The organism is Saccharopolyspora thermophila (genome assembly GCF_014646075.1).
GTDB lineage: Bacteria > Actinomycetota > Actinomycetes > Mycobacteriales > Pseudonocardiaceae > Saccharopolyspora > Saccharopolyspora thermophila.
This window is the reverse complement of the sequence record NZ_BMMT01000014.1, coordinates 132,979-146,822: the sequence shown is the minus strand read 5'-3', so window position 1 is coordinate 146,822 and position 13,844 is coordinate 132,979. Positions and strand designations below refer to the sequence as shown.

The following is a 13,844-nucleotide window of genomic DNA, read 5'->3' as shown; positions in this document are numbered from 1 at the left end:
GCGCTAAAGGACTACATCACCTGGTTCAACACCACACGAGGCCACACACACTGCCAGGGTCTGAGCCCGGTCCAATACCGGGCCCAGACCCTCGCCGCCTAGACTCTTAATTAACGAGTCCAACCACCGGGGGACCAGTCAGGTCGAAGGTGCCCTTCCCACACCGCCCTTCAGATCGGGAACCCAGCACCGCAGGTGGGCTCCCGAGTTTGCCTGGTCGATGGTCAGGAGTAGATCGCTTCGATCTCCGCTGCGTGGTTCTCGGCGACCTTGTTGCGCTTGAGCTTCATGCTCGGCGTCAGTTCTCCGCTGGCCTCGGTGAAGTCCTCCGGCAGGATCCGGAACTGCTTGATCTGCTCGGCCCGGGACACCGCCTTGTTGGCCTCGTCGACCGCCTTCTGCACCTCCGCGCGCAGGTCCGGGTCGTCGACCAGCTCCGCGACCGGGGTGTCGGTGGGCCGCGAGTGGTTGGCCAGCCAGGACGGCAGGAACTCCGGGTCGAGGGTGATCAGCGCGCCGATGAACGGCTTCTTGTCGCCGACCACCATGCACTGGCTGATCAGCGGGTGGGCGCGCAGCGCGTCCTCCAGCACCGCCGGGGCGACGTTCTTGCCGCCCGCGGTGACGATGATCTCCTTCTTCCGCCCGGTGATACGCAGGAAGCCCTCGTCGTCCAGGGACCCCAGGTCACCGGTGTGGAACCAACCGTCCTCGATGGACTCCTTGGTGGCGTCCGGGTTGTTCCAGTACTCCTTGAACACCACGTCGCCCTTGATCAGCACCTCGCCGTCCTCGGCGATGCGGATGGACGTCCCGGCGATCGGGCGGCCGACCGTGCCGACCTTGAACGCGCTCTCCACGTTGACCGCGGCGGCGGCCGTGGTCTCGGTGAGCCCGTAGCCCTCCAGCACCGGGACGCCGACGCCGCGGAAGAAGTGCGCCAGCCGTTCGCCCAGCGGCGCGCCGCCGGACACCGCCGCGATGCAGCGCCCGCCCAGCGCGGCCCGCAGCTTGCCGTAGACGAGCTTGTCGAACACGAGGTGCTTGAGCTTGAGCGGCAGCGGCGCACCGCCGGAGTCGAGGGCCTGGCTGTAGGCGACCGCGGTATCCTCGGCGGCGTCGAAGATGCGCCCCTTGCCGCTGCCGTGCGCCTTCTGCTTGGCGGTGTTGTAGACCTTCTCGAACACCCGCGGCACGGCCAGCAGGAAGGTCGGTCGGAACGAGCCCAGATCGGCGACCAGTTCCTTGACGTCGCTGGTGTGGCCGAGCGTCACCCGCCCGTACACGCACATCACCGTGATGGCGCGGGCCAGCACGTGTGCCATCGGCAGGAACATCAGCATCGAGTTGCCCGGCTTGGTCAGCTGCGGGAACGCCTCGATGTCGGCGCGCACCTCAGCGAGCATGTTGCGGTGGGTCAGCACGCAGCCCTTGGGGCGGCCGGTGGTGCCGGAGGTGTAGATCAGGGTCGCGACGTCCTCGGCGCGCACCGCGCGGCGCCGCAGGTGCACCTCGCGGTCGTCGACCTCCGCGCCGAGCGCGGTCAGCTCGTCCACGGCGGAGGCCGCGCCGTCGCTCGTGGGGCCCTCGATCTGCCAGATGTGCGACACCTCGGGGAGCCGGTCGACGACCTTGTCGACCTCGGCGCGGTGCGACTCGGTCTCGACGATGACGGCCCGGGCGCCGGAGTCGGTGAGGATCCACTCGGCCTGGTCGGCCGAGGAGGTCTCGTAGATGGGCACCGTGACGCAGCCGGCGGCCCAGATGGCGAAGTCCAGCAGACTCCACTCGTATCGGGTCCGCGACATCAGCCCGACCCGGTCGCCCGGCGCCAGCCCGGCGGCGATCAGGCCCTTGGCCACGGCGAGCACCTGCGCGGCGAAGTCAGCGGCGGTGACGTCGACCCAGGTGCCGTCCACCCGGCGGCGGAAGCTCACCGTGCTTCCGAAACGTTCGGCGTTGGCCCACACCATGTCGGTGAGGTTCTCGTCCTCGGCCACCGTCGTGATGGCTGGCGCGCTGAACTCTCGCACGTCGAAACCTCCGATACACGCAGTCAGTGGGGCACAACCTAACGCCGATAGTTACTGAGCGGTAGTCCCCGTTGCTTGCCCACCGGCGGTCAACTCAGCGTAGTCGTCTCCGCGATCTGCGGCGTCCCGCCGGTCGGACGGTGTGCCGGTGGGCCCTGCGGCGCTAGGTTCGGGGCAGGAACACGCAGGATGGGAGTTGAGTTGCGCGTCCACGTCGTTTCGGACGTCCACGGCAACGTCGAGGGGCTCAAGCGCGCCGGTGACGGGGCCGACGCGGTGGTGGTGCTCGGCGACCTCATCGACTTCGTCGACTACCACGACCACGGCAAGGGCATCCTCGGCCGGGTCTTCGGGCCCGAGAAGGTGGCGCGGTTCGCGGAGCTGCGGCGCAGCCGCCGCGGACCCGAGCTCGGCGCCTACGCGCGGTCGCTGTGGGCGGGGCTGGCCGACCCGGCGAAGGTGGTGGAGGAGGCGGTCCGGGAGCAGTACGCCGAGCTGTTCGCCGCGATGACCGCGCCCACCTACGCCACCCCCGGAAACGTCGACGCGCCGCACCTGTGGCCCGAGTTCGCCCGGGAGGGCGTGCACGTGCTCGACGGCGACAGCGTCGAGATCGGCGGCCTGACCTTCGGTTTCGTCGGCGGCACGCTGCTGCCGCCCGGGGCCGTGCTGCGGCGGCACTCCGCGTGGGTGCCGTACCTGCGCACCGAGGACGAGTACGACCGCGTGGTCGCCGGGCTGCCGCCGGTGGACGTGCTGTGCACCCACCTGCCGCCGAACGTGCCGGAACTTACCTACGACGTGGTGGCCCGGCGACCGGAGTACGGGTCGGCCGCGCTGGTGGAGCGGATCACCACCGACCGGCCTCGCTGGTCGCTGTTCGGGCACGTCCACCAGCCGCTGGCCCAGCGCATGCGCATCGGCCGCACCGAGTGCGTCAACGTGGGCCACTTCAAGCGCACCGGTCGACCCTACGTGATCGAGTGGTGAAGGTGAGGAAAAACCAGCTCCTCCGCGGCGCTGGCTCCCACCGCACCCGGTAACCTGCGGCGCATGGTCGATCAGTCCACCCAGTCCATCGTGATCGAGGCCCCCGCCGCGCGGATCATGGCTGTCATCGCGGATTTCGCCGCCTACCCGGAGTGGGCGGAGGCGGTCAAGGAGACCGAGGTGCTGTCGCGCACCGCGGACGGCCGCGCGGAACGGGTCCGCTTCGTGCTGGACGCCGGGGTGGTCAAGGACACCTACGTCAACGCCTACGAGTGGGCGTCCGACGGGATGTCGGTGAGCTGGCAGCTCACCGAGGGCCAGGTGCAGAAGGCGCAGCGCGGCAGCTACCGGCTCGTGCCGCTGGCCGACGACCGCACCGAGGTGACCTACAGCCTGGCCGTGGACCTGGCGATCCCGATGATCGGCCTGTTCCGGCGCAAGGCGGAGAAGATGATCATGGATACGGCGCTGAAGGAGCTCAAGCGCCGCGTCGAGAGCGCCAAGTAGTCCGTCCCACACCCGAATTCCGAGACACCGTTGCGAATCCTGCTGTTCACCGGAAAGGGCGGGGTCGGCAAGACCACCCTCGCCGCCGCCACCGCCGCCCGCGTCGCCGAACGGGGCGGCAAAGTGCTCGTGGTCTCCACCGACCAGGCGCACTCCCTGGCGGACGCACTCGGCGTCGAACTCGGGGCGCAACCGCAGGAGCTGCGGCTCAACTCGGAGGCGGTGCTGCACGCCGCCGAGGTGCAGACCCGTGGCCTGGTCGACGGCACGTGGCACGAACTGCGCGAACACCTGCGGACGATGCTGCGTGGCGCCGGGGTCGGTGAGGTCGACTCGGCGGAGCTGACGGTGCTGCCGGGCGTGGAGGACCTGCTGGCACTCGCCGAGGTGCACCGGCTGTCCGCGAGTGGTCTGTGGGACACCGTGGTCGTCGACTGCGGTCCGACCGCCGAGACGCTACGCCTGCTGGCGCTGCCCGAGTCGCTGGCCGGGTACCTGGAGCGGCTGTTCCCGGCGCACCGGCGGGCCGTGCGGGGCCTGCTGGCCGGGATCGCCGGCAGCGACCAGGTGGAGCGCTGGGACGCGGTCGCCGACGGTCTGGGTCGGCTGGCCGAGCGGCTCACCGCGCTCCGGGACATGCTGACCGCCCCCGGCACCAGCGTCCGACTGGTGCTCACCCCGGAGACGGTGGTCGTGGCCGAGACGCGCCGGGCGCTGACCGCGCTCGCCCTGCAGCAGATCCAGGTGGACGGGCTGGTCGCCAACCGCGTCGTGCCGGACCCGGGTTCGGCACGCGGCGCCGCCGCCGGGTGGCTGCGGACCCGCCGCCGCGAGCAGGAAAGGGTGCTCGACGCCCTGCGGGAGACCACCGACCTGCCGCTGCGCGCGGTCGAGCACCGGGCCACCGAGCCGGTCGGGGCGGAGGCGCTGCTGGAGCTCGGTACCGAGCTCTACGGCGGAGCGGATCCGCTGGAGAACGGCTCGCCGCTGCCCGGCATGCGGGTCAGCGGCGGCGGCCGAGACCTGGACTCGCAGTACGAGCTGCGGATCGCGCTGCCGCTACACCCGTCGGCGGAGCTGGACCTCGCTCGCATCGGCGACGAGCTGGCGATCACGGTCGACGGCCGGCGCCGGCTGGTCGCGCTGCCCGCGGTGCTGCGGCGGTGCATCGTTACTTCGGCGATCGCCGGGGACGACGGGCTGACCGTGCGGTTCCGGCCCGACCCCGAACAGTGGATGCGGTGAGGCTGGTGGAGCGGATGCGGGACGACCAGCTCGTCGAGGAGCTGCGGTTGCTGCTCGACGCGGCGGCCGGCAAGGCCGAGGAGTACCTGCGCGGCTGCGCGCAGCAGGGCGAGGCGGTCCGCGCCGGGTGCGGGTGGTGCCCGGTATGCGCGGCCGTGGGCCTGCTGCGCGGGCAGCACCCCGAGCTCAAGGAACACCTGGTGGGCGTCGTGCAGGCTCTGCGGGCGCTGCTCGCCGACCACCAAACGGAGTCCGAAGAGGACACCGAGGACGAACCCGTACCGGCGAAGGTGCAGCACATCGGGGTGCAGCGGGTCGCCGGCCGGGTACTGGACGAAACCGAGGCCACATCACGTTGTTGACCATCGGAGTGGACGTCGGCGGAACCTGTGTGCGCGCGAGCGTGGTTGATCCGCACGGCGAGATCCTGCAAACCCATCGCGTCGCCACCCCGGGCACCGGCCCGGAGCTGAACGCGGCCATCGCCACCTCGGTGCGGGCGCTGGCCGACCGCTACCCGGTGGCCGCCGTCGGGCTCGCGGTGGCCGGGTTCGTCAGCGAGGACCGGCGCGTGGTGCGCTTCGCGCCGCACCTGGCGTGGCGGCACGTCGCGGTCGCCGACGAACTGGCCGCCCGGCTCGGCCTGCCCGTGGTACTGGAGCACGACGCCAACGCCGCGGGTGTCGCGGAGCAGCGCTTCGGCGCCGCAGCGGGCGCGAAGGTCGCCGCGCTGGTGGCCATCGGCACCGGCATCGGCGGCGCGCTGGTGATCGACGGCGAGGTGTTCCGCGGCGCCCACGGCGTCGCTCCGGAACTCGGGCACCTGCGGCTCGTCCCGGACGGGCGGCCGTGCGCCTGCGGCAAGAAGGGCTGCTGGGAGCGCTACTGCAGCGGAACCGCGCTGGCCGCCACGGCCGTGGAGATCATGCGGACCAGCGGCGAGCCCAGCACGCTGGCGGCGCTGCCCGAACCGACCGGGGTGGACGTCGCCGAGGCCGCCGCCGCGGGCGACCCGGTGGCCCGGCGGGCGATGGCCGAACTGGCCCGCTGGCTGGGGGAGGGGCTGGCGCTGGTGGCCGACGTCTACGACCCGGAGGTCGTGGTGATCGGCGGTGGTGTGTCCGGCTCCGCGCACCTGTTCCTCGACGCCGCGATCAAGCACTACGCCGCCGCGGTCACGGGAGCGGGGCACCGGCCGCTGGCGCGCGTCAGCGTCGCCCGCTACGGCGACCCGGCGGCGGTAATCGGCGCGGCGACGCTGGCCCGCGAACACGTCCTGGCCATCTCGACCGCCCGCTCCTGACCCGGGGGCGACGTCCCGCCGCCCGGAGCGGTCGCGGGCCGCTGCGGAACTCACACCTGGGCGCCGTCGTCGTCGGAACTCGGCGGGGTCTGCCGCAGCCGCAGCAGCAGCCAGCCGATGCCCCCGCTGATCAGCACCAGCCCGAGGGGCAGCGTGACGGCGGTGGACAATCCGGCCAGGCCGGGCACCAGCAACAGCACCAGGCCGACCGCGATCACCACGATGCCGATCAGCGTGGCCGGGCGCGGCGTGGGCAGCGGCGGCGGTTCCGGCGGGACGTAGTGCTCGTCCTCCTCGTTCGCGGGCACCGTCCAGTCCCGCGGGCCGCTGTCCGCGGTCCGTGCCGGTTCGGCGGCGTCCTCGGGTTTCTCGGCGCGGTCGGCGTCCGGCCAGCGCGAGAACCGCGAGAACATCGAGTCCCGCTCCAGGTCGGCGACGATCTCGGCGAAGGCGGCGTCGATGTCCTCCGGCCCGTCGGGGTTGTCGCGGCGCGTGGTCATACGACGTCCTCGGCCGGTTCGCGGGGGATCCGTCGCAGGGACTCGACGCCGTCGCCGATCAGCGCCGGTGCGTCGCCGGAGAGCACGGGCACCGCAGCCTCCCAACAGCATCGGCGTGCCAGTACCGCATCATGGTCGCACGCGGGACCGACATGTGGGGTGGTCTCATCGGCGGTCGACCAAGGTCGCATTGTGCCGCCATTCACCGCTCCGTAGGCTGAGCAGGGAACTCGGTTCAGCTAGGAGGCGGCGGCGCGGTGTTGTACTGGGTGTTGAAGCACATTCTGCTCGGGCCCCTGATGAAGCTGTTCTGCCGTCCGAAGATCGAGGGTGTCGAGCATGTGCCGAGCACCGGCGGCGCGATCCTGGTCAGCAACCACCTGGCGGTCGCCGACTCGTTCTTCATGCCGCTGATGATGCCGCGGCGGGTGACCTTCCTGGCCAAGCGGGAGTACTTCACCGGCAAGGGCGTCAAGGGGAAGTTGAAGAAGTACTTCTTCTCCGGCGTCGGCCAGGTGCCCATCGACCGCTCCAGCGGCGCGGCCGCGCAGGCTGCGCTGGACACCGGAATCCGGCTGCTGGCCGAGGGCAAGCTGCTGGGCGTCTACCCGGAGGGCACCCGCTCGCCGGACGGCCGGTTGTACAAGGGCAAGACCGGGGTGGCGCGGATGGCTCTGGAGTCCGGCGCGCCGGTGATCCCGATCGCGATGTTCGGCACCGACAAGGTCAACCCGATCGGCTCAAGGATGTGGCGCCCGCACCGGGTGCTGATCAAGGTCGGGCCGCCGCTGGACTTCTCCCGCTACGAGGGCATGGCCGGCGATCGCTCAGTGGAGCGGGCGATCACCGACGAGATCATGTACGCGCTGATGGAGCTGTCCGGTCAGGAGTACGTCGACGTCTACGCGGCGAAGATCAAGGACGACCTGGCGGCGCAGGGCCGCGGCGTGGCGGGCTGGACGGGTTCGCCGCAGCGGCCGGGCGGCGGCCGGATGCCGGAGTCGAAGGCGGGCTGACCGCACGCGCAGGATCAGCACCGGCTGCGGGGCCACCTGCGCAAACCAGCCCGGACAGCTTCTCCTAGGCTTGCCCGGTGCGGTACTTCTACGACTGCGAGTTCATCGAGGACGGACGCACCATCGAGCTGGTGTCGATCGGGATGGTCGACGAGTCCGGCCGCGAGTTCTACGCGGTGTCCACCGAGTTCGACGCTGCTCGGGCCGGTTCCTGGGTCCGACAGCACGTGCTGCCGCAGTTGCCGCCGCCCGCTGACCCGTGCTGGCGTTCGCGGGCCCGCATCCGTGAGGACCTCTACGCCTTCCTGACCGCGCGCAGCGGGGAGAACATCGAGCTGTGGGCCTGGTACGCGGCCTACGACCACGTGGCGCTGGCCCAGTTGTGGGGTGCGATGCCGATGCTGCCGTCGCGGATCCCGAAGTTCACCCGCGACCTGCGGCAGCGGTGGGAGGACCTGGGCAAGCCGAAGCTGCCGCCGGCCCCGGCCAACGCCCACGACGCGCTCGCCGACGCCAAACACAACCTGGAGCGCTGGAAGGTCCTGGAGGACGTGCGCCGCAGGCGCGGCTTCGCCTGATGACGGCCCGGGTACTTGCTGCACCGATCCAGTCCGTGCCAGTCTTGGCGCCGAGGGGGGAGAGACGTGGATCACTTCCCGACTGGGTTGGACTGAGGAGGCGGCGAACACGATGCCGACTGGAATGCGTGTCGGAGTGCTCACGGGCGGTGGCGACTGCCCCGGGCTCAACGCGGTGATCCGCGCGGTGACCCGCAAGGGGATCTCGGTGCACCGGCACGAGATCCTGGGTTTCCGCAGCGGTTGGCTGGGGCCGGTGGAGGGGCTGACCACGCCGCTGACGCTCGACGCGGTGGAGGAGATCCTCAACCGCGGCGGCACGATTCTGGGCTCCTCGCGCACCAATCCGTACAAGATCGACGACGGGATCGCCAAGCTGAAGGCGACGCTGGCCGAGCACCGTGTGGACGCGCTCATCGCGATCGGCGGTGAGGACACCCTCGGCGTGGCCGAGCAGCTCACGCATGAGGGCGTGCCGGTGGTGGGCGTGCCCAAGACCATCGACAACGACCTCGACGCCACGGACTACACCTTCGGTTTCGACACCGCGGTGCACATCGCCACCGAGGCCATCGACCGGCTGCGCACCACCGCCGAGTCGCACCACCGGGCGCTGGTGGTCGAGGTGATGGGGCGGCACGCGGGCTGGATCGCGCTGCACTCGGGCCTGGCCGGCGGCGCGAACGTGATCCTGGTGCCGGAGAAGCAGTTCAGCGTGGACCAGGTCTGCGACTGGGTGCAGCAGCGGTTCGAGCGGCAGTACGCGCCGATCATCGTGGTCGCCGAGGGCGCGATCCCCGAGGGCGGCAAGGAGCTGCTGCTGACCGGGGAGAGGGACGCGTTCGGGCACGTCCGGTTGGGCGGCGTGGGCACCTGGCTGGCCGAGGAGATCAGCAGGCGCACCGGCAAGGAGTCCCGCGCGGTGGTGCTCGGCCACGTGCAGCGCGGCGGCACCCCGACAGCCTACGACCGGGTGCTGGCCACCCGCTTCGGCCTGCACGCCATCGACGCGGTGACCGAGGGCGACTTCGGCAAGATGGTCGCCCTGCGCGGCACGGACATCGTCCGCGTGCCACTGCACGAGGCGACCGCGTCGTTGAAGACGGTGCCGCTGGAGCGCTACGCGGAAGCCGAGGTCCTCTTCGGCTGACGCGGTTGTCGAGGGCACCGCTGCCCGGCCGGGCGGCGGTGCCTTTTCGTGTGGTCAGACCCAGACAAGGTGCAGGTTCGAGTGCCGCGAGAGCAGTGCGTGTGCGGCTTCGGCGGAGCGGAAGAGGTGTCCGGCGGCAAACGACATAGATCGTTTAGTGAGCCTGTCTGGCAGTTCCGACGCGCGTACGTGGTGGGCGCCCTGGGCAGACGTCGTGCCGGACTGGTTCAAGACATTCGTGGGGCTCGAAGGGCTGGCCAGGTCGGAGTTCAACTACGAAACCGCGTTGCTTCCAGGGCTACTTCAGACAGGAGTACGCGCGAGCAGCGACGGTGGCCACGGGTTTCTTGGCGGGAAGGGCGCGAGCGATGTCTGGCCGCGTGGTGTGGTTGAAAAGCTCCGCCGGGGATGTGGTTGCGGCGCGTATGCAGAGGATCCGGAGGGGCCGGCGTTGGTTCTTGCGGGTCGGTGGGCGGCGCTTCTGGCTCGGCTGAGCGGGTGATGTGGTGGCTGCGACGTGATCTTTTTTCGTGTTCGTCTGCGGGTGGGCTGTCCGACTCAGTAGGGTGTTCTCCGGTTGATCGCCTGTGCCGGAGGGGGTTTCGGGTGTCGGACAGGTTCGTGCCTGGGGATGTGGCGGGCTTCGCCGGTGCTGGTGCGGCACTGGGGGTGATCTCGCAGCAGAACGACCAGTTGGCCCAGCAGATCTCGGCGGGCCGGCTGAAGATGAACCCGGATGCCGCCAACAAGGCCGCCGACGTCTACGAACGCAAGGCCGAAGAAGTCGACGATCTTGCGCAGGCAGCACTCAAGTTGGTCCGTGTAGAGGGCTTAGGGGCATACGGTTCAGCGCAGGAGTTAGCTGCGAAGTTTGGCCGCAAGGCTACCAACGGGTCAACAGGAGCGGCGGATCTCCTGGGAAAGCTCCGCGATGAGTTGATCCGGAAGGCGGATCTCTACCGTCAGGCGGCCAGGGACTACGTTGCTGCTGACGAGCAGATCGGTCAGGACTTGCAGAGAGGTAGTCAGGCGTGAGGGCGTGGTTTCGAACTTTGGTCGCGGTGTGCGCTGGCACGGTCGTGCTGGCTGCAGCTGGCTGCGGTGGTGCGGAATCGAACGGGGATCCTGCTCCCGCTACGCAGCAGCCACAGGGACTTGCCGAGATCGACCCGTGCACCTTGCTCAAGCCTGAGGAGCTGACGTCGCTCGGCTTTGAGACGTCAGGCGAGCCTGACACGGGAATTACCTCGGAGCCAGGTTGCCGCTTCAATGGACGGCCATTCAGGGCAACTTTCTCCAAGAACCAGGAGAAGTCGGTCGAGTCGTACGGTCGGCAGGACAACTGGGCGAAGTTCGATCGGGTTGAGGTTGATGGCCGCCCGGCGGCCAGTGCCATCGACAAGAGTGCGACGCAGGCGCGGATTTGTTCCGCTTTGTTCGACGCTGGTGGCGGCGTGATCATCATCGATGTCAGCGAGTTTCGTGACCAGGGTCTTGACGAGTGTGCTGAGGCGTTGCGGATCGCTGAGACGATCGCGCCTCGGATGCCGAGGTAGCTGGGGGTTCGATGGGGTTTTTGGAATGGGCTGGTGGGTTGGCCCAGGATGTCAGGGAGGGTGCCGGGCAGGTTTTCGACGCGGGTGCGGATCTGTTCGGGTACGATTCGCGGGCCGAGATGGCGCGGCAGGCGATGGCCCACGGGTTGCAGCACAAAAACGAGCAGTTGCGTCAGGACCTGGAGGCGCAGAACCGTTCCTTGATGAACGGCATGGGGTTTGATCCCGCGTCCATTACCCAGCAGGAGAACTGGCAGTCCTACAGCCACCGGGAACTCTATGACACCAACCAGCGCTCACTGGACCAGGCCAAGGCGACCGAGGTCGCTCGGCAGTGGCGGGAAATAGCCGACAAGCTGCGGGCGATCGGGCCGGAGTTGCAGCAGGAGGCAAGCGCGGCGATCCAGGGCGGTTGGGAAGGCGAGGCCGCCGATGCGGCCAACCGGTCGGCCGAGCCACTGGTCCAGTGGATGTCGGGCAGTGCCGATGCTTTCCAGATGACCGGCAACAAGATCGAGGAGGCCGCCACGGCCGCCGGTCAGGTCAAGGTCATGGTGCCCGAGCCCGAAGGCCACCACTACGGGAGGACATTTCTGGCCAGCGTCCCCACCGGTGTTGGTGCGCCCATCGACGTGATGGCGCAGATGCGGGAACGGCAGCAGGCCGAGCGAGCAGCGCAGGAAACGATGGGTCGGGTGCTCAGCCCCACCTACTCCAACGTGGACAGCTCTGTACCGGCGTTCCGGGACCTCGACGGTCGGCCCGTGACGCCGCCGCCACCGCCGCCGCCACCGCCGATCGATCCGCCGCCACCGCCGGTGACCCCTACGGGGCGCACCGGCCGGAGCTCGTCGGCAACCGGAACCGGTCATGTCGAGGCCGGACCAGGCGAGGTCGGGGCGGGGATCGGTGGTGTTGTTGGGAGCGGGCCCACCGCTCCGGCCGGCACCGGAGCAGCATGGGCGCCGGGCGGTGGCGGGACAGGTTCGCCCGGCGCTCTTCCCGGCACGGGCGTTCCCGGCCGTGCCGGGGTGGGTGACCCGGGCGTCGGGTTCCTGCCTGGCCCTGGCATGGTTTCGCGGCCTGGCGGCGGAGCCGGAACGGGTCGCGGCGGCGCTGGCGGCCTCGGTGCGGGCGCCGGGAAAGCCGGTGGCCTCGGCGCTGGTCGGTTCGGTGCGGGTCCGGGCGTACTCGGACCAGGTGGTCGGGCCGGTTCGGGTGGTCTGGGTGCTGGAGCCCGTGCAGCCGGGGCCGGTGGCGCGGGGGCGTCCGCAGCGCGCGGTGCGGGAGCGGGTGCCGGGATGGCCGGGGCCGGTCAACGCGGCCAGGGCGGTGAAGACCAGGAGCACGAGCGTCCCAGCTGGCTCCAAGAGCAGGACGACGTCTGGCTCGACGACATGCCCAGGACGGCCCCGCCCGTGTTCGGTGCCTGATTCCATCCGACATCCTGGGAGGACACGTGGCCCTCGTCGGCCGCTGGCAACTGCATCCGCTGCATCTGTACCTCGCGCGCAGCTACCTCGACCTTGATGACTTGACACTCCCCTTGGAAGGGCCGTCCTACGGTCGCACCACCCAGCAACTCGGTGAGGTGGCGCGGCGCGAAGCCAGCACAATGGAGGCGCTGGGCATCCTGGTCCGCAATGAGATCGAGCCTCGCCTGGCACGAGCACTGAAGGTGCTCGCCAAGCCGTACCTGTGGGTGGATTCCCTGTGGTTCCCGGACTTCGCCAGCGACCACGCCTGGCGCGCGGTCGTGGCGATGACCGAAGGTCAGCGCGTCGTGCTCGGCGTTCAGGGACCAGGCGAGACCGAGCGGTTCGGCGGTGTGCTCACCGTCGAGGTACACGAGAGAACAACGCTGTCCGAGGTCCTCATACCGACGCTCCCACCCGCCCGGCCGGGAAACCGGGCACCGGTGCGCGTACCGGAGAGCTCGCTCCGGCAGAACCCGCGCGAAGAGCTCGACAGCCTCCTGGAGCAGGTATCGCACTCGCGCGGCAGCAGCGGCGATCAGCAGGTGGCGGCATACCACGAGATCGGGCAGGCGGTGCACGTGCGGGGCGGGCAGCTGGCGGCGAACCTGCGCGACCGGTACGGCCGGGTGCGCCGGTCCCAGGTGGTGCGCTGGTTCGACAATGCCGAACCCGATGGCCGCTATCTCGACCACAGCGAGCGCGGCTCGACCGGCGAACAGATGTACGTGATCACTCCGGCGGACGGCGGAGTGATCCGTGCCACGATCGACCAGCTGGTGGCAGCTGTGCGTGGCTGAGCATTGGTCCAGCGCGTGGCAGCTGACCTTCGCCGGTTTCGCCGTGCAGTGCACCTCGCTGGTCGTGCTGGCGCTCGTCGGCAAGCCGTCGGCCACCGCGTATGTGCTGTTCGCGATCTTCGCGCTGGGCGCGTTCATGTTCGCGCAGGCGTCCGGGCCGGGCGCGCATTTCATGAGCTTCGCGTCGCTGAGCTACCCGACCTCGATGCGTGGCACCGGCATCGGGTTCAACCAGGGCACCCTGCGGGTCGGTTCCACGCTGGCGCTGTTCTTCTTCCCGGTGCTCAGCGCGGCGCTGGGCAGCGGCGTGTTCTGGGTGATCGCGCTGGCGCCGCTGATGGGCCTGGTGGCGCTGCTGGTCAAGCGCTGGGAGCCGGTGGGCTACGACGCGGACGCCGTCGAGGCGCAGTGGCGGGAGGAGGCCGCGGCGCGCTGAGCCGCGCGGCTGCCGGGCCGACCGGGTTCCCGAGGACGTCGAGCGCATCGGCCTCGCGCTGGCCGAGCGCTACGGGGCGGGAACGGTCGACAGCGAGGAGGCCCGGGCGGCGCTGCGGGCCAAGGCCGCCAAGCGGGTCGGACTGCGCTTCACACCGACCCGGAAGATCAGTTGGGACCACCGCACGCTCAGCGGCGCCTACTGATCCGCCACTGAATCGACGTCCGCTGGGCATCCGCATCGTGGGACGTCGCT

16 protein-coding genes are annotated in these 13,844 nt (G+C 70.2%); 14 read left to right on the top strand and 2 right to left on the bottom strand.

Translation table 11 applies throughout. The features are described 5' to 3' along the window. Window positions 1–102, top strand: a 102-nt coding sequence (locus IEY17_RS19075; RefSeq protein ID WP_188989659.1) for an IS3 family transposase, incomplete at its 5' end; no start/stop codon positions are given. Between the two features lie 122 nt (window positions 103–224). Here IEY17_RS19075 and IEY17_RS19070 read toward each other — a convergent pair. Then, window positions 225–2,033, bottom strand: a complete 1,809-nt coding sequence (locus IEY17_RS19070) for an AMP-dependent synthetase/ligase (protein ID WP_188989657.1) — start codon at window positions 2,031–2,033, stop codon at window positions 225–227. Between the two features lie 201 nt (window positions 2,034–2,234). On the opposite strand from IEY17_RS19070, the gene IEY17_RS19065 reads away from it, so the two are divergent. The 5 genes from IEY17_RS19065 to IEY17_RS19045 all read left to right on the top strand — a co-directional run bounded on the left by IEY17_RS19065 (window position 2,235) and on the right by IEY17_RS19045 (window position 6,078). Further along, a complete protein-coding gene (locus tag IEY17_RS19065; protein WP_188989693.1) occupies window positions 2,235–3,023 on the top strand; it encodes a metallophosphoesterase family protein in 789 nt (262 codons plus the stop codon). Between the two features lie 63 nt (window positions 3,024–3,086). Continuing rightward, window positions 3,087–3,530 carry an SRPBCC family protein gene (locus IEY17_RS19060; protein WP_188989655.1) on the top strand — a complete coding sequence of 148 codons (444 nt, stop codon included), beginning with the start codon at window positions 3,087–3,089 and terminating at the stop codon, window positions 3,528–3,530. Between the two features lie 30 nt (window positions 3,531–3,560). Beyond that, window positions 3,561–4,775, top strand: a complete 1,215-nt coding sequence (locus IEY17_RS19055) for an ArsA family ATPase (RefSeq protein WP_188989653.1) — start codon at window positions 3,561–3,563, stop codon at window positions 4,773–4,775. Beyond that, window positions 4,772–5,137 carry a hypothetical protein gene (locus tag IEY17_RS19050; RefSeq protein WP_229680308.1) on the top strand — a complete coding sequence of 122 codons (366 nt, stop codon included), beginning with the start codon at window positions 4,772–4,774 and terminating at the stop codon, window positions 5,135–5,137. Before IEY17_RS19055 ends, IEY17_RS19050 begins: the two co-directional genes overlap by 4 nt. Then, on the top strand, window positions 5,131–6,078 hold the full coding sequence (locus tag IEY17_RS19045; RefSeq protein ID WP_188989651.1) for an ROK family protein: 948 nt from the start codon (window positions 5,131–5,133) through the stop codon (window positions 6,076–6,078). The genes IEY17_RS19050 and IEY17_RS19045 overlap by 7 nt, the downstream gene beginning before the upstream one ends. Window positions 6,079–6,128: 50 nt before the next feature. On the opposite strand, the gene IEY17_RS19040 is transcribed toward IEY17_RS19045, so the two are convergent. Then, window positions 6,129–6,578: a DUF308 domain-containing protein gene (locus IEY17_RS19040; protein ID WP_188989650.1), complete on the bottom strand. Its 450-nt coding sequence runs from the start codon at window positions 6,576–6,578 to the stop codon at window positions 6,129–6,131. 257 nt (window positions 6,579–6,835) lie between these two features. On the opposite strand from IEY17_RS19040, the gene IEY17_RS19035 reads away from it, so the two are divergent. The 8 genes from IEY17_RS19035 to IEY17_RS19000 all read left to right on the top strand — a co-directional run bounded on the left by IEY17_RS19035 (window position 6,836) and on the right by IEY17_RS19000 (window position 13,589). Further along, window positions 6,836–7,594 (top strand): lysophospholipid acyltransferase family protein, encoded by a 759-nt coding sequence (locus IEY17_RS19035; RefSeq protein ID WP_188989648.1) that lies wholly within the window; start codon window positions 6,836–6,838, stop codon window positions 7,592–7,594. Between the two features lie 77 nt (window positions 7,595–7,671). Further along, window positions 7,672–8,172 carry a polyadenylate-specific 3'-exoribonuclease AS gene (locus tag IEY17_RS19030; protein WP_188989645.1) on the top strand — a complete coding sequence of 167 codons (501 nt, stop codon included), beginning with the start codon at window positions 7,672–7,674 and terminating at the stop codon, window positions 8,170–8,172. Between the two features lie 124 nt (window positions 8,173–8,296). Beyond that, a complete protein-coding gene (locus IEY17_RS19025) occupies window positions 8,297–9,322 on the top strand; it encodes a 6-phosphofructokinase (RefSeq protein ID WP_188989643.1) in 1,026 nt (341 codons plus the stop codon). A 606-nt stretch (window positions 9,323–9,928) separates the two neighbouring features. After that, window positions 9,929–10,357: a hypothetical protein gene (locus IEY17_RS19020; protein WP_188989641.1), complete on the top strand. Its 429-nt coding sequence runs from the start codon at window positions 9,929–9,931 to the stop codon at window positions 10,355–10,357. After that, the gene (locus IEY17_RS19015; protein ID WP_229680307.1) at window positions 10,354–10,878 is read left to right on the top strand and encodes a DUF3558 domain-containing protein; all 525 of its coding nucleotides are present in this window, start codon (window positions 10,354–10,356) and stop codon (window positions 10,876–10,878) included. Before IEY17_RS19020 ends, IEY17_RS19015 begins: the two co-directional genes overlap by 4 nt. 38 nt (window positions 10,879–10,916) lie before the next feature. After that, the gene (locus IEY17_RS19010) at window positions 10,917–12,311 is read left to right on the top strand and encodes a PPE domain-containing protein (RefSeq protein ID WP_229680306.1); all 1,395 of its coding nucleotides are present in this window, start codon (window positions 10,917–10,919) and stop codon (window positions 12,309–12,311) included. A 26-nt stretch (window positions 12,312–12,337) separates the two neighbouring features. Beyond that, window positions 12,338–13,153 (top strand): ESX secretion-associated protein EspG, encoded by an 816-nt coding sequence (locus IEY17_RS19005; protein WP_188989637.1) that lies wholly within the window; start codon window positions 12,338–12,340, stop codon window positions 13,151–13,153. Continuing rightward, window positions 13,146–13,589 (top strand): MFS transporter, encoded by a 444-nt coding sequence (locus IEY17_RS19000; protein ID WP_229680305.1) that lies wholly within the window; start codon window positions 13,146–13,148, stop codon window positions 13,587–13,589. The genes IEY17_RS19005 and IEY17_RS19000 overlap by 8 nt, the downstream gene beginning before the upstream one ends. Window positions 13,590–13,844 lie beyond the last annotated feature (255 nt).

What these genes read in the sequence shown, in the direction of transcription:
- IEY17_RS19040 (WP_188989650.1), bottom strand. Translation starts at nt 6,578, where the DNA reads ATGACCACGCGCCGCGACAACCCCGACGGGCCGGAGGACATCGACGCC.
- IEY17_RS19060 (WP_188989655.1), top strand. Translation starts at nt 3,087, where the DNA reads ATGGTCGATCAGTCCACCCAGTCCATCGTGATCGAGGCCCCCGCCGCG.
- IEY17_RS19025 (WP_188989643.1), top strand. Translation starts at nt 8,297, where the DNA reads ATGCGTGTCGGAGTGCTCACGGGCGGTGGCGACTGCCCCGGGCTCAAC.